Genomic DNA, 19,015 nt, shown 5'->3' with positions numbered 1-19,015 from the left:
TTGGCTACCAACGCCGCTTCTTCTCGAATTTGTCATCTACTGTATCATTCGAGTAACGACCCTCAACTTGAGTCCAATAATATCTGTCCGTCATCATTGATTTTACACGCCAATCCGGTGTGGCGGCTGACAAAGCTGTTCCAGTTTTGACTCTTTTAAGAGGATTCCAATAACAGAACCATCTGAAACATTCACGCGCCCCTAATTTTACTTCATCTGGTGGCGAGTATTTTATAGTTTGCAAATATTGGAAAGGCGCAGAGACATGCTTGTCTCTTATATCTTTGAAAGTCTTAAATGGAACATCTGAAATGTACCATGGCTTCATGTCTTGATGAGCGCCAAGATTTCTTATTCGCTGCATACTCTGATCATCAAAAGTGAGAACTCCGACAACTTGTCCTGCGGCTACGGTGATTGAGTTCTGATAAACCTCGAAAATAACGCCTCTGTCTCTTAATTTTTCTGCAGCAGCAGCGCCTTTTTCCCCTGTTGTTGAGAAACGCCAAAAAGGTTTGAATTGATTTGAGTAAAATGGGTCTAATAAGGCAATTCTGTCTGGTTCAAGATTAGCAGGGATCCTGCGTGAACGGGCGTCATTGCTGATCCTCTCAGCGGTCGAAACCACGAGTTGATTTCCTAATGAATGGCCCACCAACCTTATGTTATTTCCCCTATAGCCTTTCATGGCTTTTCTATAAGAATCGTAAAAAAGGTCAGTTACGGTCTTACCAACAAGCTCACTGGGAAGTTCGTGTTTGTTAAATTCGCAATATTGGCCATTCAGACTATATTTGCAGTATTTACCGCCAACTTTTTCCTTAAAGCGCATCCCGTATATGCCCTTGTCAGACCAAATTTTGCTTTCAGCTTCAAGTACGCTGTCATCGGCAAATTCCCGCCAATAGAAAGCCCCGACATTCCATCCTCTTTTATGCCATTCTCGGGCTAAGTCGTCATCAAACCCGTGCTGAGTGTCGTGTTCTCTATAATTAAACCGTTCATACTTATCGTCCTTAATGAAATTGTTCTGTTGACCGTGGACGAAAATCATAGTGGGTTTGTTGGGGTGAAAATAACTTGAATCAGGATGCGAATCTGCACGCCTGAAATCGTTCATGGTTTTAAACCAATACATGCCATATTGCGGGGCTTCCGGCTTTTGGGCTTCTGCATTTAACGGAATGAGCAGGGCTGCTCCCAAAAAAATAAATAAGCGTAATATATAATTAATCAGCATAATTTTCCCCTTTGTTGTATAGTTTCATAGGGGACGGACATGTGTGTTCGTAAGTCCTGCCATTTGACACCCCTGTCATTTGATAAGGGTGTTGAGCGATCGAAACTTTATACTGATTTTTGAGACATGTATGTGTATGCTTGCATGATGCGCCCACACCTAAGACAACTGAAAGAGGACATTTTGTCTTGCTCTGCAAGAGACAGCGAAAGGTTAATGGGCTTATATCAACGTTACCTGGTTGAGTTAATCGGAGGGTTTCAAGTTATATGGCTGGCGGCTTACCGCGGCCAGTTTGGGCGCAAATTCTGGCACACAAAGATCATGAATGATTGGAAAATATTCGATATGATCTATCCTGTTGGGACTGATATTGATCAGGTGGAGGCGGCAAAAAAGTTCTATAAAAAAGCACATGAGACGGGCACATTGGGGCCTCAATTCATGCTGTCAATAAATAGTGCGGGAAAGACGCGTGCACTCTTATTGACCGATGCTATATCCAGAGAAGAGTGGCGCGAGCACTGGATGGGAAAGATAATGGAAAAACATGGCGTTGGCGAGCGTATGGTCGGGGCCTATACATTATCGGATACAGCTGAGAGTTATTTTATGATTGACCGCGCGCCCGGAGAGGCTCCTTTCGGGGAAAAAGACCGCGCACTTTTATACGATGCCTTGGTCGATTTTCCGAGAGTGCATTATTGGCTGTTTTTAAACCGAGGCTTAGTTGAACCGGCCAAAAAACCTTTATCCCCCCGTGAACAATCAGTTCTTCAATATTTATTAGGACCAAAATCCAAAGCTGAAATAGCTGAATGTTTAGGCCTCACAACAGGGACTGTTCAGAATTATATTATCGATATTTATAAAATATTTGATGTGAGTAGCCGATATGAGCTCGTTCAGCTTTGGTTGGATGAGGTTCCCAGGATCACCTCACCCTAGTGATAAGCTTTACCAATTGACCCAATCGCTTTGATTGCTTAATTGAGTGGACTTAAACTGATACTGGAAAGATTTTATGTCAAATCTTCAAATGAATGCTGATGACGTCACAATCGTCACCACGCGCCGTGTGGCTTGTGATGGCGGCGGCGGGGCTTTGGGGCACCCTAAGACTTGGCTAGATATGGGGCAGGATAACCAAGTGCGCTGTAAATATTGTGACCGTGTTTTTGCTTTGGCGGCGGACGCCGTGGATGTTGGGCACCACTAGGCGCCGGGATCGAAACGGTATCGGCGGACGACACCGACAGCGGCTTGCGGCTTTCCATCCACGGTTTGAGGATTAAACCGTGTGCGCATAGCTGCCCGTTCCGCGGCTCTGATAAAGTCTTTTTCATAGCGTTCGGCTTGAACCTCGACAAGCTCGGTCATGGCGACCCTGCCTTTTTCATCAATATTTAGCTTTAAGACGACCAGAGCGTCAACTTTGCGCCGCATCGCTTTGCGTGGATAACGAGGTTTGACGTTCCGGCGAGCTGAAGGCGGCACAATGTTGCGTTTAACCGTCGTTATGGTTTTTGGGGGCTGCGGGGCGGGGCGCGTAATGGGCGGCGGGGCCGCAGGTCTGGGGCCGCCCGCTAGCTGCGTATCCGGAACAGTCACAGGAATAGGGCTTTTTAAATCCTTAAGCTTACGGCTTGGAATGTTCGCGCTATCTTCCATTTGCATCAGGTCTTTGCGAAGGGCGCTGATGTCATCATCACGTCCCCCTAAAAGTGCACCGCCCCATTTGGCCTCAAAATTATCTAAAGCGGTTATTTTTTCATCTTGGGAGATGCGGGGCGCAAAGACGATATCATTAACCTCCTGCCAACGCTGCGTTTCATGCAAGTTAATGACGTCGAGCTGTGCTTCGACAGCCCGCTTATAATGACTCTCTGGATATGTTGTTAAAAAATCCTGTAATCGCGCACGGCGCATAGGCGCGGCCAATTCAGAAACGGCTCTGCGGTAAGTTGTTTGTTCAGCGCGTAAAAAGCTATCATCCTCAGTTTTGGTCTCAGGGCCAGAATTCGTCCAATATATCAGCGCGCCAATAAGTGCTAAGCAGGTGACCGCTACGGCCCAAATAACCATACGCTTATCGCCGCGCTCCAGCGCGTCTAGCTCATCTTGTGGATCGTCAATTGACTGATACACTTGTGGTTAGCCCTCCCGAATGTTGGATATATCTATTTTAAAGACTTTAAAGAGAGATTTATACGGCAAAATTAGGGCCGCCTATTGAATAAAGGCAGCCACAGGGTCAAAAAGGCGAAACACTGAGGATTCTTCATGTCTGTTACGGCTCCTGTCGATAAAAATTCCCACGTCGTCTTGGTTGACGGCTCCGGCTATATTTTTCGTGCTTATCATGCTCTGCCGCCATTGACGCGCAAAAGTGATGGCCTGCCAATTGGCGCAGTGGCCGGGTTTTCCAATATGCTCTTCAAATTACTGCGCGGCCAAACGGATGCGGCGCGCCCAACACATTTTGCAGTGATATTCGATAAGGGCAGCTATACCTTCCGCAATGATATTTATGACCTTTACAAAGCCAATCGCAGCGAGACACCCGAAGACTTAATCCCGCAATTCCCGCTGACCCGTGACGCCACAAGAGCTTTTGGCGCGGCGGCCATTGAGATGGAAGGTTTCGAAGCTGATGACTTGATTGCGACCTATGCCAAAGAAGCCGAAGCCAAGGGCGCAAGAGTGACAATTATCAGTTCGGATAAAGACCTTATGCAGCTTGTCTCTGATAAGGTGACCATGCTTGATACAATGAAGAATAAGTCCATCGGTATTCCGCAAGTGATTGAGAAATTTGGGATGGGGCCGGAGCGGGTGATTGAAATCCAAGCGCTGGCAGGAGACTCTGTTGATAATATTCCAGGCGTTCCAGGAATTGGCGTTAAGACGGCTGTGGTTCTGCTTGAACAATTTGGCGATCTTGAAACGCTGCTGCAGCGTTGTGATGAAATCCCGCAAAAGGGCCGCCGCGAAAAGATGATGGCCAATATCGACAATGCGCGGGTGTCCTTAGAGCTCGTGACTCTGAAAACGGATGTCGACCTTGAAACGCCCCTTGAGGATTTGGCAGTCTCTGATCCCGATATTGAGGTGCTGTTTGACTTCCTTGAAGAGATGCAGTTTCGTACACTCACCAACCGTGTCCGCGCGGCCTTGGGTGAGGGCGAAACTGACGGCATTCGAAAGGATGATACTAAGCCCGATTTTGAGCCGCCTGCAGAAAAGACTCTGCCTGATAATGTGACATTTGATAAATCTAAATATGAATGCGTGCAGACCACAGACCGTTTGGAGCATTGGATAAAACGCGGCTTTGAAGTTCCGGCGATTGCTGTGGATTTGGAAACGGATAGCCTCGACAGCGCCGCGGCGAATTTGGTCGGCGTCTGTTTGGCCGTAGCGGATAATGAAGCCTGCTACATTCCGTTGGGCCATGTCGGCGGCGGAGATATGTTTGGGGATGATAGACCTGAGCAAATTGATATGGACACAGCGCTTGAGATGTTAAGGCCGCTTTTGGAATCCGAAGCTGTGATGAAAGTGGGGCAGAATTTTAAGTATGATTTGGGCGTGTTTCAGCGCTACAGCTTAAACCCTACTCCTTATGATGATACGATGTTGATTTCCTATGCCCTTGCGGGCGGGCTTCATGGGCACGGCATGGATTTTCTGGCCGAGACGCATTTCGGGCATATGCCGATTGCCTTTAAAGAGATTGCAGGAACGGGGAAAAAGCAAAAGACATTTGATCAGATCAGCCTTGAAGAGGCGACACCCTATGCTGCCGAAGATGCTGATGTCACATTACGGCTCTGGAAATTTCTCAAGCCTAAACTCGTGGCTGAAAAAGTCACAACCGTTTACGAAACTCTGGAGCGTCCATTGCCGTCTGTGATCGCAAAAATGGAAAATCATGGTATTAAAGTTGACCGCGCAGAACTGGCGCGGCTGTCAGGCATGTTCGCACAAAAGATGGCTGGGCTTGAGGCCGAAGCCTATGAGCTGGCCGATACGCAATTTAATCTCGGCTCGCCGAAACAGCTTGGCGAAATTCTCTTCGACCAAATGGGATTAGAGGGCGGCAAGAAAACCAAAACGGGCGCATGGCAGACAGGCGCGGGTGTTCTGGAAGATTTAGCAGCGAAGGGCGAAAAACTCCCGCAAGTCATTTTGGATTGGCGCGGCTATTCGAAATTAAAGTCAACCTATACGGATGCGCTGGTGCAGCAAATTAATGAGCGCACAGGACGCGTCCATACGAGCTTCTCTCTGGCGGCGACCACAACGGGGCGGCTCTCTTCTTCTGATCCGAACCTACAGAATATCCCGATACGGACAGAAGAAGGCCGTAAAATTCGTGATGCTTTTATTGCTGAGGCGGGGCATGTATTGGTCGCAGCGGACTATTCACAAATTGAATTGCGCTTGCTCGCCCATGTTGCGGACTTGCCGACGATGAAACAGGCCTTTGCGGATGGTGTTGATATTCACGCACTCACGGCGTCAGAGATGTTTGGCGTGCCCCTCGCCGAGATGACACCCAAAGTGCGCCGCCAAGCCAAGGCGATTAATTTTGGGATTATTTACGGCATCTCCGCTTTTGGTCTCGCTAATAATCTTGGCATTTCCCGCACGGAAGCCAGCGAATATATCAAAAGCTATTTCGAGAAATTCCCCGGCATCAAAGCTTATATGGACGCGGCCAAATCCGAAGCTCATGAATATGGCTATGTCAAAACGCTCTTTGGCCGTAAGTGCCATATCAAAGGGATTAAAGATCGCAATCAAGCGGTGCGCGGTTTCGCCGAACGCCAAGCTATCAACGCGCCCATCCAAGGCGCGGCTGCCGACATTATGCGCCGCGCCATGATAAGAATGCCGGAGGCGATTAAAGCGGTCGAGGGCGCGCGGATGCTCCTTCAGGTTCACGATGAATTGGTCTTTGAAGTGCCGGAAGATAAGGCGGATGACTTAATGGCGGTCGTGATACCCACAATGGAAAATGCGGCGATGCCTGCGGTGAATATCAGTGTGCCGCTCGTCGTTGAAGCGCTGGCGGCTAAGAACTGGAATGATGCGCATTAATTATAAATTATCATATGTGATATGTGTTTACACATATCACATTGAAAACCGCTTGTAAATTAAAAAATATTTTGCAAACTATTGATTTATAATGTTTTTAAAATATTAAAATAACATTGTTGTTAAGATAATATATTTACAACGTGTATATTGAATTATCTTCATTAGTTTGCGAATTCTGGCTCATGAAAACCTTAAACCAATATTTTAGAAGCGCCGTTAAAGAGAAGGAAGAGTTCTTAAAGCAGCAGACAGCAGAACTTACTGAGTTGAAAAAGCTAACCCGCATAAGCTCAAAGCTTTCAGTCGGTTGGAACAGCACTATTAATTATAAAAATGCTTCCAAAGCTGTGAAGGTAGCGGAAATTTTAGTCGCCTTTCGAGAAAGAGTAGGGTCGATTAAATCTTATAACGAGATTACAGATGTTAGGTTGACTACAAAACAACTATGGAGGCTTACTCATCACCCAAACATAACTGGAACCTTAGGGCCAAGTACAAAGTTTCGTAGTTACCTTACTTGGATGAAGTCGCAAGATTTGTTGATGTTTGATGAATCAGGCAGGACTTGGATTCTAACGCCTAAAGCTATTATTAGGTTGGGTCATGTTTGAAGAATCGAAGAAGCCTAACCCTCATCTTTACGTTCAAAGGCTAGATAATGAGTCCAGACTTAATATTGAGCTAGAAGAAATGGCATTTCATCAGAACAAGGATATTCTTAAGGATATTAGAGCTCTAAAAGCCAAACTTACCGCGTTAGAAGATAAGGTCTTAGATTTGGTATCGTAGTAATTTATTTTGCATGAAATCTTTCATCATGTAGAGACTAGAAAAATTTAGAAGGAACTCAAATAAATGACCTCTCTCGTTCTCGTCCGGCATGGACAATCACAATGGAATCTTGAAAACCGCTTTACGGGCTGGGTTGATGTTGGCTTAACGGCTGAAGGTGTGCGTGAGGCTAAAAAGGCCGGTAAACTTGTTGCTAAAGCGGGTATTGAATTTGACGCGGCTTTCACAAGTTATCAGCGCCGCGCGATTAAAACGCTTTGGCTCTCTCTCGAGGCCGCCGAGCAATTTCATATTCCTGTGACTAAGGACTGGCGTCTCAATGAGCGTCACTATGGCGGTCTGACAGGCCTTAATAAACAAGAGACGCGCGATAAGCACGGCGATGAGCAAGTCCATATCTGGCGCCGCAGCTTTGATACACCGCCGCCGCAAATTGACATGGAGAATGAATTTCATCCGAGTAAAGATTCTAAATATGCCCAGATAGACCCGACAGAGCTTCCTACGGGGGAGAGCTTGAAAATCACATGCGAGCGTGTATTGCCCTATTTTAAAGGCCAAATAGTCCCCTTCATCCGTGCCAATAATAACATTATTATTTCTGCCCATGGAAATAGTCTTCGCGCGATTTTGAAAGAGCTTTTTGACGTCGCCGATAAAGACATTCCAGGCTTTGAATTTCCAACAGGAAACCCGCTTTTGATTGAGTTTGAAGACGGAACACTCGACATAAAGTCAGCGAAATATCTCGATAAAAAACGCGCCAAAGATCTGCCGGAGATAGGCACTGTTTAAGTCCCATGAATATTGGATGAGGAAGGCTCTAGCGCTCTCTTGGGAGCAAAAAGGGCGCACGGGTGAGAACCCCGCTGTAGGCTGCGTGATTGTAAAAGATGGAAAAATTGTCGGGCAAGGCGTGACCTCTGATGGCGGGCGGCCTCATGGCGAAACCAATGCCCTCCAAGTAGCTGGGCGGCAAGCAAAGGGCGCAAGCGTCTATGTGGCATTAGAGCCTTGTTCCCATTACGGCCAGACCGCGCCTTGCGCCAATGCGCTTATAGAGGCGGGTATCGCGCAATGCGTCATCGCCGTCATAGATCCTGACCCGCGCGTGCATTGGCGCGGCGCGGCTCTTCTTCAAGAGGCCGGCATAGATACCATCATCGGTGTCTGTGAGGACGACGCGTTTCAGGTCAATGCCGACTTCTTCGCGAGGCATTCCAAATGATGGGCATTTTGTCTTTCAAACCGAGGACTATGTTAATTTTCACTTAAGCTTTTGGTATTTTTAAATATTCAATTGGCGGCCAAATTATCTTTCATTTCCGATGCCATGATAGCGTTTGATTAACCTTTTAGGAAAAATGGCCCAAATCACTTTCAAATGCCTGTCACCCTTAATACTTCATAAACCATAAATCTCTAAAGCAGAGCTATGACGACAAAAGCCATAGAAATGCTGATTGAACCCGGTGCAGAGAAACTCATCACGCAGATGGGGCGGCGTATGAAGACTAAGGCGCGGTCCAAAGTCATTGACCGTGCGGTCACCCATATACGCAGTGATTTTCACGCCTCCGATGTGACGGGTTGGTTTTCAGAAGTCCGCTTTGCACCGCAGCGCCGCACAACCGTTAGGCTCAGCCCTGATAATGCAGATTATCTCAATTCCATCGCGCAAACCGTCGGTCAAGGACGCCCTGCCGTCTTGCTAGACCTCGTCTATTTCGCCGCCGCAAATTTGTCCGGCGAGGACTTGGAAAGCCTGGCTTAGAGGTGGAGCTGCTTTCGAGATCTATTGTCGCGATTTTTGGGCTCTGGATGATGGGCGTGAGTGTTTTAATCTTAGTCAAGCCCAAAATGATGTTGGGCGCGCTTCGAAGGATGGCGAGCACTAACCTTATAAATTATACAGAGCTAAGCCTTAGGTTAGTGGTTGGACTGGGCGTTGTCGGACTTGCGCCTTTGACGCCCAATGTAAAACTGACGCAGATATGCGGCGGCTTTCTTATCATCACAGCGATTATACTCATGCTCATCCCGCGCCATTGGCATCACGCCTATGCGGTTTGGTGGGCGGATAAGCTCAAACCTTGGCATGTTCAAATCGCCGCGCCAATATCTTTTGTGGTGGGGGCAGCCGCGATGTGGATAGCCATTTTCAGCTAAAGACAGGTTTGACAATCGAGACTGTTTAAAACAGGGTCAGCTATTCTGACAGTTGAGGGGAGACGTGGTGTTGCGCAAATGGGGATTATTACTGAGCTCAATTTTACTTGCGCTTATCTTTGCGTCTATGGCGATCATCCCGCCTGCACCACAATCTGGAACGATAGCGGCAGACAGGTTTTCATCTGCGCGGGCTATGACAGATTTACGCATTATAGCGGCTAAGCCGCATCCGACGGGGTCTGATGAAAATGCGAAAGTCCGCGAGTATTTATCCATGCGGCTCGACTCTTTAGGTCTGAAAGTCAACCTTGGTGAGGGGGAATTGGGGGAGCGGGCGCTGAAACGCCTGAATAAATGGAGCGGTGAGAACAAAAGTGAACAAGCCATTTTTAACGTGATAGGAATCTTGCCCGGAACTGATGTCTCTAAACCCGCAGTGCTCCTAATGGCGCATCATGATACGGTCTGGGACTCGCCCGGCGCGGCTGATGATACGGTTGGAATTGTCAGCATATTGGAGATTGTCAGAGCCTTAAAAGAAAGCGGGCCCCATGAGCGCGGCCTAATCGTATTATTTACGGATGGTGAAGAAGTTGGGTTGTCAGGGGCGCGGCATTTTTTCAGCTCAAACCCGCTGCGAGATAAAGTGGGCGCGGTTATAAATTTTGAAGCCCGGGGCGGCGGCGGGACCGCTAATTTGTTCCAAACGTCCAAACAAAACGGCGCGGCGATGCGTGTTTTTGCAAAGGCCGTGAAACAGCCTAGCGCGTCCTCGCTTTCGACATTCGTCTATAATGTTTTGCCAAATGACACTGACTTAACGCCAGCTTTGGAGGGGGATTATACTGCATATAATATCGCTAATATTGGCGGCGCGGAATATTACCATTCGCCTAAGATAGAGGTTGAGGCGCTTGATGAGCGCACCTTGCAGCACATGGGTTCGCAAGGGTTGGATTTAACCCGGGCCTTATTAGCTGCAGACACTCTGCCGGATAAGAAACCAGATGCGACATTCTTTGATGTGTTTGGGCTCGCTACAATTATCTATGCGCCCTTTTGGGGGTGGATTTTTTTAGGCCTGGCAGGGCTATGTTATGGTCTGTCTTTGAAAGGTGAAATCCGCACCAAAGAGATATTATCGGGAGCTGTTAAGATGTTGATTTTCTTTGGGCTTGGCGGGGGTCTGCTTTACGGGCTGAATGTAATGTCGGGTTCTGGCGCGGGCGCAAATTATTATGACCGCTTAGCGGCTATTAGAAAATTAGAAGGGCTAGCGGTATTCTTTTGCGCCGCAGCTTTCTTTGCCGTTTTCGGACCGAAAGCCTTGACAGTAAATGCCCGTTTGGGCGCAGCTTTGCCGCTCTTTTTATTAGGTATTGTCGGGCAAGCCTTCGCGCCAACGGCGACATATTTTATCAGCTTGCCGCTTATGCTATGCGGATTTAAATCTTTAATGATGCAGCGCTGGCCGAGCCATATTGGGACAAAATTAGCGGTGGTCATTTTGACCGCCGGAGTCGCTGGATATATGATAGCTCTTGGACATTTGCTTATGCTCGGCATAGGACCTGATTTATTATCAGTGTCCATATTGCCCGCGGCCCTCGCGGCTTTAGTTATCTTGCCTCTCTATGAGGGGGTTAAGAAAAAGACCGCTTATTTTCTTGCCATGACTGCTTTGCTAGTATCAGCCGCGATAGCTCTCTGGGTAAGACTAGATCCGATTGCGGCCACCATTCCGCTATATTGAAGCGACTGCTGCAAAAATAGGTATGATCTATGCGAGAGCTAATCTTCTCATGACTCTAAGCGTCACTAGACTACACTTGTTGCTGATGTGAGGAAGATGATGACATTAAATTCAAAGATTGGACAAAGCGGTTGGCATGATTTGATGAGAGCTTTTGGTTTTTCAGAGAATAATGAAACCTATGATAAGCTCATAAAAGCATATACTGAAAAGCATCGTGCTTATCATACGCTCGAGCATATAAATGCGTGTTTTAGGCATTTAACTCGTGTTACTGAGCAAGCTATAAACCCTCATGAAATAGAATTGGCGCTCTGGTTTCATGACGCCGTTTATAAACCTTTCTCAAAAACAAATGAAGAAGACAGTGCTGATATGGCCGCTTCATTCCTTGTGAAAAATCAGGCTACCCAGGATGTCATCTCCAGAATATCTGATCTCATTCTGATAACAAAAGAGCATTTAGCGCCAGAAACGCAGGACGGTAAACTGATGCTTGATATAGATTTGAGCGTTTTAGGAACGGCCCCTGCTATTTACGAGAAATTCGAAAAGGATGTGCGCAAGGAATATAAGCGCGTACCGTCTTTTATTTTCAAAAAAAAGCGTAAGGAAATTCTGGAGGGCTTTTTTGAGCGCAAAATGATATATCGAACAGATTATTTCAATGAGCAGCTAGAAGATCAAGCTAAGAAGAATCTCGCTCGGGCTGTTCGTCAGCTTTAATCCGGCATGCTCTCCCGAAGGGGGCCTTCTTGCGGCATCCCTATCGCGTGGAAGCCGCCATCGACGTGATGGGTTTCGCCTGTGCAGGAGAGGCCAAGGTCTGAGAGCAGATAAAGCGCCGCGCCCGCGACGCCCATCGGGTCGGTATTATCTTGCATCGCGCTGGCGGCTTTGTTGAAGCGGAACATATGGCGGCCTGAGCCAATACCCGCGGCCGCGAGTGTTTTAATCGGACCTGCTGAGATTGCATTGACGCGGATTTGGCGCGGGCCAAGATCAGCGGCCATGTAGCGCATGCTAGCCTCAAGCGCGGCTTTGGCGACGCCCATCACGTTGTAATTAGGGATGACGCGTTCTGAGCCTAGATAGGTGAGTGTGACCATTGCGCCGCCATCATTCATGATCTCGCTGGCGCGGCGACCTGCATCGACAAAACTATAGGCGGAGATATCAAGCGCGGATTTAAAGCCCTCGCGCGTTGTATTATCGATAAAACTTCCCGCGAGTTGGTCTTTACCCGCAAAGGCAATGGCGTGAACGAGGAAATCAATTGTGCCCCATTTTTCCTTCAGAGTCGCAAAGGTGCTGTCCATCGTTGCGTCATTGGTCACGTCACATTCGCAAAGAATGTCAGAGCCAACAGATTCCGCGAGAGGCTTCACGCGGCGGAGCAGGGCATCACCTTGATAGGTAAAGGCTAGCTCTGCGCCTTGGGCGGCAAGTTGACGGGCAATGGCCCAAGCGATGGAATTCTTATTTGCAACACCCATGATAAGGCCGCGTTTCCCGGCCATCAATTGACCGGTTGGAAAGTTTTGCTCTGCCATGACTTTATCCTTATTTAGACTGTTTGTGTTTTACACTTTAGTGAAAATGACACTGCCATTCGTTCCGCCAAAACCGAAACTATTTGACATGATTGACGTCAATTCAGTCTCGACCATTTCGCGGGCAATGTTTACCGTCGGAAGCTCTGGGTCGAGTTCTGTAATATTGATAGAGGGGGCGACGAAACCGCGATCCATCATGATAAGGCTGTAAATCGCTTCTTGCACACCCGCCGCGCCGAGGCTGTGACCTGTCAGGCATTTGGTGGCAGAGATATAAGGCCCGTCCTCGCCAAAGACGCGGTGAATGGCGCTGGTTTCGGCCACATCGCCGACAGGTGTGGAGGTCGCATGTGGGTTGATATAATCGACCTTGGTAACGCCGCGTGTAGCCGCATCTTCGAGGGCCATGCGCATGGCACGTTCAGCACCTTCGCCTGAAGGGGCCACCATATCATAGCCATCTGATGTCGCGGCATAGCCTGTAATCTCGGCATAGATTTTAGCGCCGCGCGCAACGGCGTGCTCATACTCTTCGAGGACCACCATGCCTGCGCCGCCTGCAATGACAAAACCGTCGCGCGTTGCGTCAAAGGCGCGAGAGGCTGTTTCAGGCGTGTCATTATACTTGCTGCTCATGGCGCCCATGGCGTCAAAAAGCGAGCTCATCGCCCATTCAACTTCTTCGCCGCCGCCAGCAAACATAACATCTTGCTTTCCCCATTGGATTTGCTCACAGGCCGCGCCAATACAATGGAGCGATGTGGTGCAAGCTGAGGTGATTGAATAGTTCACGCCTTTAATTTTGAAATGGGTCGCCAGAGTTGCAGAGACAGTCGACGACATGGCTTTGGGCACCGCGAAAGGCCCGATACGTTTTGGCGAATTATTCTTACGCGTAATATCTGCTGCACGCACAATCTCTATCGCAGAGGGGCCACCAGAACCTGCAATGATACCTGTGCGATCACTTGAGACTTGCTCTTCAGTTAGCTTTGCATCCTCAATGGCGTCATGCATCGCGAGGGCTGACCACTGAGCGGCATCTGCCATAAAGCGTAAGGAGCGCTTGCCGATGGCCTCTTTCGCGCGATCAGCTGTATCAGCGGGACGGCCTGAGACCTGACTGCGAAAGCCTAGTTCCGCCATTTTTTCGTCTTTGGTGATACCCGATTTACCGGCTTTTAAGTTTGCGGCAACTTCATCTTGGCTATTGCCAATGCACGAAACAATTCCGATTCCGGTGACAACAACGCGGCGCATTAGGCAACTCCCTCAGTCGTATTTTCTGGTATGAATAGCCCGACGCGCAGGTCTTTGGCTTTGTAAATTAACTCATCATCGGCATACATGCGGCCATCAGCAATGCCGAGGACAAGACGGCGGCGAATGACGCGCTTTAACTCAATCTCGTAACGGACTTTTTTAATATCCGGCGTTACTTGGCCTGTAAATTTCACCTCGCCTACACCGAGTGCCCGGCCCCGTCCTGGTGAACCTGACCAGCCGAGCCAAAATCCGACGAGTTGCCACATGGCGTCTAATCCCAAACAGCCCGGCATGACAGGGTCACCTTTGAAATGACACTCAAAAAACCAGAGATCAGGGTTCACATCCAATTCAGCGATGAGCTGCCCTTTACCATGTTCTCCGCCATCATCATCCATATGCGTAATCCGGTCGAGCATCAGCATGGGCGGCAAGGGCAGTTTGGCGTTACCTGGCCCAAACAGGCTCTTCTCACCGCTGACGATCAGGTCGTCATAATCATAGGAGGATTGTATTTTTTTCATGCTCAAAGGGCCCATAATGTTTTGAGCCTATGTGATAGAGGATAGAACTATAACTTCAAGCCAGAATAGCGGGGTAAGGCCATTTAAGCCTTATGATTTTGCGGGGCTTGCGACTTGATAACTTGAAATCAAATCCAATGCAGGAGCCCAATCGGGACGCAAGACCAAGGCTTGTTTTAAATCCTTGTAAGCGCCCTTATAATTCTTGAGCCGGTCATGCGCTATGGCACGGTTATAAAGGGCTTCCGGCATCTTGTCCGTGCCGAGCTCTATGGCCATATTAATCGCATTCAAAGCCTCTTGATAATTGGATGAATAAATTAAACTCGCGGCATGATTGATATAGGCCTCGGCCAATTTGGGACGCATTTCAATAGCCTGCGCATAGTGGGCTTGGGCTTCTGAGTAATCGCCCTTGCGCATGAGCAGCACGCCGAGATTTACATGGGTCGCGGCCAAGTCTTTATTCGAGAGCGGTTCGGTTAGGGCCATGCGGCAAGTCTTTATCGTGCCGATACGTCCCGGATTTCCGGCTTTTGTGCTCATATAACAATCCCGCGCCGCGCCGCCGCCTTGAACAACGATCTGCGCAGAGGCTGAAGCTGTCATAGTGATCGAAAAGACTGAGGCGAGGAGGAATTTAGAAATATTGGTCATGTAAAATGTATAGCACGAAATATCAAAAACACCTAATGCACGATCATCACCTTATCTTTATGGCCATTTCACTATAGGTGGCATGGAGCTTAATATCGTCTTGATATTCCCGCCCGTCTTAAGCCCGAATGTCGTGCCGCGATCCCATAATAGATTAAACTCGACATAGCGTCCCCGCTGTATGAGTTGCTCTTCGCGGTCGAGCTCTGTCCACGGCTCATCCATGCGGCGGCGGGCGATGGCCGCATAGGTCTTTTTGAAATGTCGTCCGACATCCTGGGTAAAGGCAAAGTCGGCCTCCCAATCGCCACTATTGAAGCGGTCATAGAAAATGCCGCCTACGCCTCGCGCTTCATCGCGGTGATGCAGGTGGAAATAATCGTCACAGCCTTGTTTAAATGCGTCGTAATCCGCCACCGCATGTTTATCACAAGCCGCTTTCATGCCGGCGTGAAAGGCAATGGCGTCGGGCGAAGTTTGCATGCGGTCTTTGGCCTGGGTCGGGGTCAGATCGCCGCCGCCGCCAAACCAATCTTTGGTGGTCACGATATAGCGGGTGTTAAAATGCACGCAGGGCACATGGGGGTTGTGCATATGCGCAATGAGCGAAATGCCTGCCGCCCAGAATCGCGGATCGTCTTTTGCGCCGGGGACACGCTCACGAATCTCGCCCTCAAACTCACCTTTAACGACAGAAATATGCACGCCGCATTTTTCAAAGAACCGCCCGCGTAGCATGCCGCCCGTGCCTCCGCCGCCGTTCTCAACTTTGCGCTCCCAAGGCTCAAATATGAATGTGCCTGGTTCGCCAGGGTAAAGCTCGGCCGGAGCCTCACGCTCCAAAGCCTCAAACTCCATGCAAATATCGTCACGAAGGGATTTAAACCAAGCGGCGGTAGCTTCTTTGCGAGTATCAAACATGGACGTCGGTCTTTATGTTTAGTTTCTCTTCTCCCCATTTATGGGGGGAAGTGGCCGGAGCGCAGCGGAGGTCGATGGGGGGGAACTTGCGTTTTAGAACTCGAATTTCGATATTATCGTTACAGCCCCCCACCCCCTTCGCTAACGCTAGGGGACTTCCCCCCGCGTGCGGGGAGAAGAGGGCGCGTGTCTTATTTTTTACCCGCATCTTTCATCCTTTTCATTTCCATTGCTTTTCGTCAAACCGCTTCAAGCATTTCATCAATATCTTCAAAGACATCACTATTTGTAAAGCGAATGACAGTCCAACCTTTTGACGATAGGAAAGCTGTCCTCGCAGTATCATAAGCTTTTTCGGCGTCAGTGCTATGCGTTGCGCCATCTATCTCTATGGCGAGTTTGAGCGTTCGTTCCGCGAAGTCGAGAATATAAGGCGGGACAGGATGTTGACGTCTGAATTTCAAGCCATCTTCGCGGCGTCCGCGTAATTCGCGCCATATCAGGCTCTCAGGATCTGTTTCGGATTTTCGTAACGCCCGCGCTCTGGATATGGCTAATTTGCGTTTCCCGCTCATGGCAAACCCTCCGTCTGCCGCAAGGCTTCAAAGGCGGCTATCGCGACAGACGTTGCGAGGTTAAAACTTCTTGCCCCTTTTGCTATCGGAATAATGACTCTTTCATCTGCCGCTTGATGCACCGTTTCTGGCACACCGGCGCTTTCGCGTCCAAAGAGCAAGCGATCATGAGGTTCAAACTTAAATTCGGTAAGTGGTGTTGCGCCTCGCGTTGTAAACAATACTAATCGCCCCGATTCGCTGCCGGATTCGAAGTTTTCCCAACTGTTGTGGCGCTTTAATGTCTCCGGCGCGCCGTAATCCATGGCGGTACGGCGGAGCGCCTTGGCCGTTAGCGGAAAGCCGCAAGGTTCTATCACCTCAAGATCAATGCCAAAACAAGCACAAGAGCGCATAGCTGCGCCCAGGTTTCCGGCCATATCGGGCTGATAGAGAATAATTTTCATAATATTTATCAATCTGCGGCAACTCTCACATTGCGGCGTTTTAACGCGAATAAACGGTGGAAATTGCCACTACATATATATAGAACGCACGGCAGAACAACTATGTCTTTTGAGAACACAAAAGACGCGATCCGAAGAGGAGAGGACAGATTATGTCCGACACGCAAGTCACAGACGCCCATGGCGAAGCTATCGATGACGATAAGCGCGATTTTATTTTTATTGCGACAGGCGCGGCTGCGGCTGCGGGAGCTGTCTCATTAGGATGGCCACTTGTCGCTCAAATGGGCAAAGCTGCTGATACTTTGGCTGCGGGTTCAATTGAAATTAATCTCGCAAATGTTGCCGAAGGGCAGCAGCTAAAAATGCTTTGGCGCGGTGTCCCTGTCTTTGTGCGTCACCGTACACCTGCTGAAATAGCTGAGGCAGAGAATACAGACATTTCAAAATGCCCAGACCCGCAAACAGATAATGAGCGATTGGTCGCCAAGCCAGACGGCACGATTGACCCGCGTTTCCTTGTAATGGTTGGTGTTTGTACGCATTTCGGCTGTATTCCGGTTGGCGAAGCGGGTGATTATGATGGCTGGTATTGTCCGTGCCATGGCTCGCATTATGATACATCTGGTCGCATCCGTAAGGGGCCTGCACCTAAGAATATGACGATTCCCGATTACGAATATATTTCAGACACAGTGATTAAGGTAGGTTAGTAATGAGCGGACATCCTTCTACATACGAACCCAAATACGCCGCGACGAAGTGGCTTGACCATCGTCTGCCAATCATTCGCATGGGTGCGGATTTTATGACGTTTCCGTCACCGCGTAATTTGAACTATTGGTATACTTTTGGCGGCATTCTAACGCTCTGCCTCGTCTCACAAATTATCACAGGCATCATTTTAGCAATGCATTATGTGCCGCATACGGAACTGGCGTTCGAGTCTGTTCAGCGTATTCGTCGTGATGTGCCTTTCGGATGGTTGCTACAGCCTATGCATGCGGTCGGTGCATCCATGTTCTTCTTCGCCGTTTATGTGCACATGTTCCGGGGGCTTTATTATGGGTCTTATAAGGCTCCGCGAGAGGTCCTGTGGATTATCGGCTGTTTGATTTACCTCGTCATGATGGCCACAGGCTTCTTAGGTTACACACTTCCATGGGGGCAAATGTCTTTCTGGGGCGCAACCGTTATTACGGGCTTCTTTGGCGCTGTTCCTGTTGTGGGGGAGAGCTTACAGCAGTGGTTATTGGGGGGCTATGCTGTTGATAATGCGACGCTAAACCGTTTCTTTGCACTGCATTACTTGTTGCCATTCGTGATTGCCGCTCTTGTTGGCGTCCATGTCTGGGCATTACATCATGTCGGACAAAATAACCCAATTGGCATTACGCCTAAAACCAAGAAAGACACGCTAAGTTTCCACCCTTATTACACAGTTAAAGACGCTTTTGCGGTTGTTGTCTTCCTTCTAATATTTGCGTTCTTCCTCTTCTATCAGCCAGATGCATTGGGTCACGCGGATAACTATATCGAAGCTGACGCACTTAAAACACCACCGCATATTGTGCCTGAATGGTATTTCTTGCCCTTCTATGCGATTTTGCGGGCTGTGCCGGATAAGCTTGCAGGTATTCTATTAATGCTCGGCGCGATTGCCGTGCTCTTCGTATTGCCATGGCTTGATACTTCTAAAGTGCGCTCTATGCGCTTCCGTCCTGTAGCGCGCGGCTTCTTCTGGATTTTCCTATTCTTCTGCTTCATTCTCGGATGGTGCGGCGCGGAGACACCTGACAACATGGTGCCCTTCCTGAGTGTTGGCGATAAAGGTTTGAACTTTACATGGTTATCACGGATCGCGACCTTCTATTACTTTGCTTATTTCGTCATAATCCTGCCGATACTTGGACTGGTTGAAAAACCAAAAGACAGACCGGAGTCCATTACAAAAGCTATCCTTGGGGATAGCTCGCATGGCGCTGCGGTTCCGGCAGAATAGGA

General features: G+C 48.8%; 21 protein-coding genes. 12 read left to right on the top strand and 9 right to left on the bottom strand.

The features are described from left to right. Positions 1-4: 4 nt before the first annotated feature. Positions 5-1,240 (bottom strand): hypothetical protein, encoded by a 1,236-nt coding sequence (locus F569_RS0105625; protein ID WP_026941405.1) that lies wholly within the window; start codon positions 1,238-1,240, stop codon positions 5-7. Between the two features lie 216 nt (positions 1,241-1,456). On the opposite strand from F569_RS0105625, the gene F569_RS18795 reads away from it, so the two are divergent. Together F569_RS18795 and F569_RS0105615 are read left to right on the top strand one after the other, a co-directional pair. After that, the gene (locus F569_RS18795) at positions 1,457-2,188 is read left to right on the top strand and encodes a helix-turn-helix transcriptional regulator (RefSeq protein ID WP_051279368.1); all 732 of its coding nucleotides are present in this window, start codon (positions 1,457-1,459) and stop codon (positions 2,186-2,188) included. Positions 2,189-2,264: 76 nt separating this feature from the next. After that, the gene (locus tag F569_RS0105615; RefSeq protein ID WP_051279366.1) at positions 2,265-2,459 is read left to right on the top strand and encodes a zinc-finger domain-containing protein; all 195 of its coding nucleotides are present in this window, start codon (positions 2,265-2,267) and stop codon (positions 2,457-2,459) included. Here F569_RS0105615 and F569_RS18790 read toward each other — a convergent pair. After that, positions 2,456-3,388 (bottom strand): TonB family protein, encoded by a 933-nt coding sequence (locus F569_RS18790; RefSeq protein ID WP_026941403.1) that lies wholly within the window; start codon positions 3,386-3,388, stop codon positions 2,456-2,458. The two genes, F569_RS0105615 and F569_RS18790, sit on opposite strands and share 4 nt — an antisense overlap. A gap of 135 nt (positions 3,389-3,523) precedes the next feature. On the opposite strand from F569_RS18790, the gene polA reads away from it, so the two are divergent. From polA to F569_RS0105565, 8 genes are all read left to right on the top strand, one after another. After that, on the top strand, positions 3,524-6,346 hold the full coding sequence (gene polA, locus F569_RS0105605; protein ID WP_026941402.1) for a DNA polymerase I: 2,823 nt from the start codon (positions 3,524-3,526) through the stop codon (positions 6,344-6,346). A 185-nt stretch (positions 6,347-6,531) separates the two neighbouring features. After that, the gene (locus F569_RS0105600) at positions 6,532-6,960 is read left to right on the top strand and encodes a hypothetical protein (RefSeq protein WP_026941401.1); all 429 of its coding nucleotides are present in this window, start codon (positions 6,532-6,534) and stop codon (positions 6,958-6,960) included. A gap of 244 nt (positions 6,961-7,204) precedes the next feature. Beyond that, on the top strand, positions 7,205-7,936 hold the full coding sequence (gpmA, locus tag F569_RS0105590) for a 2,3-diphosphoglycerate-dependent phosphoglycerate mutase (protein WP_026941399.1): 732 nt from the start codon (positions 7,205-7,207) through the stop codon (positions 7,934-7,936). Continuing rightward, entirely contained in the window at positions 7,929-8,369 is a 441-nt protein-coding gene (gene ribD, locus F569_RS16665; RefSeq protein ID WP_267879444.1) for a bifunctional diaminohydroxyphosphoribosylaminopyrimidine deaminase/5-amino-6-(5-phosphoribosylamino)uracil reductase RibD, read from the top strand. The genes gpmA and ribD overlap by 8 nt, the downstream gene beginning before the upstream one ends. Before the next feature lie 207 nt (positions 8,370-8,576). Beyond that, entirely contained in the window at positions 8,577-8,915 is a 339-nt protein-coding gene (locus tag F569_RS0105580; RefSeq protein ID WP_026941398.1) for a hypothetical protein, read from the top strand. Between the two features lie 110 nt (positions 8,916-9,025). Then, positions 9,026-9,310 (top strand): hypothetical protein, encoded by a 285-nt coding sequence (locus F569_RS0105575; RefSeq protein ID WP_162143745.1) that lies wholly within the window; start codon positions 9,026-9,028, stop codon positions 9,308-9,310. Positions 9,311-9,377: 67 nt separating this feature from the next. Then, entirely contained in the window at positions 9,378-11,066 is a 1,689-nt protein-coding gene (locus tag F569_RS16660; protein WP_051279362.1) for a M20/M25/M40 family metallo-hydrolase, read from the top strand. 96 nt (positions 11,067-11,162) lie between these two features. Beyond that, a complete protein-coding gene (locus F569_RS0105565; protein ID WP_084168807.1) occupies positions 11,163-11,792 on the top strand; it encodes an HD domain-containing protein in 630 nt (209 codons plus the stop codon). Here the strand turns inward: F569_RS0105565 and F569_RS0105560 are convergent. From F569_RS0105560 to F569_RS0105525, 7 genes are all read right to left on the bottom strand, one after another. Then, complete coding sequence (locus tag F569_RS0105560; protein WP_026941395.1) at positions 11,789-12,619, bottom strand: enoyl-ACP reductase FabI; 831 nt, start codon at positions 12,617-12,619, stop codon at positions 11,789-11,791. The genes F569_RS0105565 and F569_RS0105560 overlap by 4 nt on opposite strands. A gap of 30 nt (positions 12,620-12,649) precedes the next feature. Continuing rightward, positions 12,650-13,882 carry a beta-ketoacyl-ACP synthase I gene (fabB, locus tag F569_RS0105555; protein ID WP_026941394.1) on the bottom strand — a complete coding sequence of 411 codons (1,233 nt, stop codon included), beginning with the start codon at positions 13,880-13,882 and terminating at the stop codon, positions 12,650-12,652. Next, positions 13,882-14,412 (bottom strand): bifunctional 3-hydroxydecanoyl-ACP dehydratase/trans-2-decenoyl-ACP isomerase, encoded by a 531-nt coding sequence (fabA, locus tag F569_RS0105550; RefSeq protein ID WP_026941393.1) that lies wholly within the window; start codon positions 14,410-14,412, stop codon positions 13,882-13,884. The genes fabB and fabA overlap by 1 nt, the downstream gene beginning before the upstream one ends. Positions 14,413-14,502: 90 nt before the next feature. Continuing rightward, the gene (locus F569_RS16655) at positions 14,503-15,069 is read right to left on the bottom strand and encodes a tetratricopeptide repeat protein (RefSeq protein ID WP_051279360.1); all 567 of its coding nucleotides are present in this window, start codon (positions 15,067-15,069) and stop codon (positions 14,503-14,505) included. A 57-nt stretch (positions 15,070-15,126) separates the two neighbouring features. Beyond that, the gene (gene hemF / locus F569_RS0105540) at positions 15,127-15,990 is read right to left on the bottom strand and encodes an oxygen-dependent coproporphyrinogen oxidase (protein ID WP_026941392.1); all 864 of its coding nucleotides are present in this window, start codon (positions 15,988-15,990) and stop codon (positions 15,127-15,129) included. Positions 15,991-16,229: 239 nt separating this feature from the next. Continuing rightward, complete coding sequence (locus F569_RS0105530) at positions 16,230-16,565, bottom strand: endonuclease domain-containing protein (protein ID WP_026941390.1); 336 nt, start codon at positions 16,563-16,565, stop codon at positions 16,230-16,232. Then, positions 16,562-17,011, bottom strand: a complete 450-nt coding sequence (locus tag F569_RS0105525; RefSeq protein ID WP_026941389.1) for a tRNA (cytidine(34)-2'-O)-methyltransferase — start codon at positions 17,009-17,011, stop codon at positions 16,562-16,564. The genes F569_RS0105530 and F569_RS0105525 overlap by 4 nt, the downstream gene beginning before the upstream one ends. 152 nt (positions 17,012-17,163) lie before the next feature. Between F569_RS0105525 and petA the strand changes: the two genes are divergently transcribed. Both petA and F569_RS0105515 read left to right on the top strand, forming a co-directional pair. Continuing rightward, on the top strand, positions 17,164-17,724 hold the full coding sequence (gene petA / locus F569_RS0105520) for a ubiquinol-cytochrome c reductase iron-sulfur subunit (RefSeq protein WP_026941388.1): 561 nt from the start codon (positions 17,164-17,166) through the stop codon (positions 17,722-17,724). Between the two features lie 2 nt (positions 17,725-17,726). Beyond that, a complete protein-coding gene (locus tag F569_RS0105515) occupies positions 17,727-19,013 on the top strand; it encodes a cytochrome b (protein ID WP_026941387.1) in 1,287 nt (428 codons plus the stop codon). Positions 19,014-19,015: the final 2 nt, after the last annotated feature.

This window comes from Hellea balneolensis DSM 19091 (assembly GCF_000428525.1).
Lineage (GTDB): Bacteria > Pseudomonadota > Alphaproteobacteria > Caulobacterales > Maricaulaceae > Hellea > Hellea balneolensis.
Note: the sequence above shows the minus strand (reverse complement) of the source record. Positions and strands in the feature narration are given on the sequence as shown.

What these genes read in the sequence shown, in the direction of transcription:
- F569_RS0105615 (WP_051279366.1), top strand. Translation starts at nt 2,265, where the DNA reads ATGTCAAATCTTCAAATGAATGCTGATGACGTCACAATCGTCACCACG.
- F569_RS0105560 (WP_026941395.1), bottom strand. Translation starts at nt 12,619, where the DNA reads ATGGCAGAGCAAAACTTTCCAACCGGTCAATTGATGGCCGGGAAACGC.
- gpmA (WP_026941399.1), top strand. Translation starts at nt 7,205, where the DNA reads ATGACCTCTCTCGTTCTCGTCCGGCATGGACAATCACAATGGAATCTT.
- fabA (WP_026941393.1), bottom strand. Translation starts at nt 14,412, where the DNA reads ATGAAAAAAATACAATCCTCCTATGATTATGACGACCTGATCGTCAGC.
- F569_RS0105575 (WP_162143745.1), top strand. Translation starts at nt 9,026, where the DNA reads ATGGCGAGCACTAACCTTATAAATTATACAGAGCTAAGCCTTAGGTTA.
- F569_RS0105565 (WP_084168807.1), top strand. Translation starts at nt 11,163, where the DNA reads ATGATGACATTAAATTCAAAGATTGGACAAAGCGGTTGGCATGATTTG.
- F569_RS0105525 (WP_026941389.1), bottom strand. Translation starts at nt 17,011, where the DNA reads ATGAAAATTATTCTCTATCAGCCCGATATGGCCGGAAACCTGGGCGCA.
- hemF (WP_026941392.1), bottom strand. Translation starts at nt 15,990, where the DNA reads ATGTTTGATACTCGCAAAGAAGCTACCGCCGCTTGGTTTAAATCCCTT.
- F569_RS18795 (WP_051279368.1), top strand. Translation starts at nt 1,457, where the DNA reads ATGGGCTTATATCAACGTTACCTGGTTGAGTTAATCGGAGGGTTTCAA.
- petA (WP_026941388.1), top strand. Translation starts at nt 17,164, where the DNA reads ATGTCCGACACGCAAGTCACAGACGCCCATGGCGAAGCTATCGATGAC.
- fabB (WP_026941394.1), bottom strand. Translation starts at nt 13,882, where the DNA reads ATGCGCCGCGTTGTTGTCACCGGAATCGGAATTGTTTCGTGCATTGGC.
- F569_RS0105600 (WP_026941401.1), top strand. Translation starts at nt 6,532, where the DNA reads ATGAAAACCTTAAACCAATATTTTAGAAGCGCCGTTAAAGAGAAGGAA.
- polA (WP_026941402.1), top strand. Translation starts at nt 3,524, where the DNA reads ATGTCTGTTACGGCTCCTGTCGATAAAAATTCCCACGTCGTCTTGGTT.
- F569_RS16655 (WP_051279360.1), bottom strand. Translation starts at nt 15,069, where the DNA reads ATGACCAATATTTCTAAATTCCTCCTCGCCTCAGTCTTTTCGATCACT.
- F569_RS0105530 (WP_026941390.1), bottom strand. Translation starts at nt 16,565, where the DNA reads ATGAGCGGGAAACGCAAATTAGCCATATCCAGAGCGCGGGCGTTACGA.
- F569_RS0105625 (WP_026941405.1), bottom strand. Translation starts at nt 1,240, where the DNA reads ATGCTGATTAATTATATATTACGCTTATTTATTTTTTTGGGAGCAGCC.
- F569_RS0105515 (WP_026941387.1), top strand. Translation starts at nt 17,727, where the DNA reads ATGAGCGGACATCCTTCTACATACGAACCCAAATACGCCGCGACGAAG.
- F569_RS0105580 (WP_026941398.1), top strand. Translation starts at nt 8,577, where the DNA reads ATGACGACAAAAGCCATAGAAATGCTGATTGAACCCGGTGCAGAGAAA.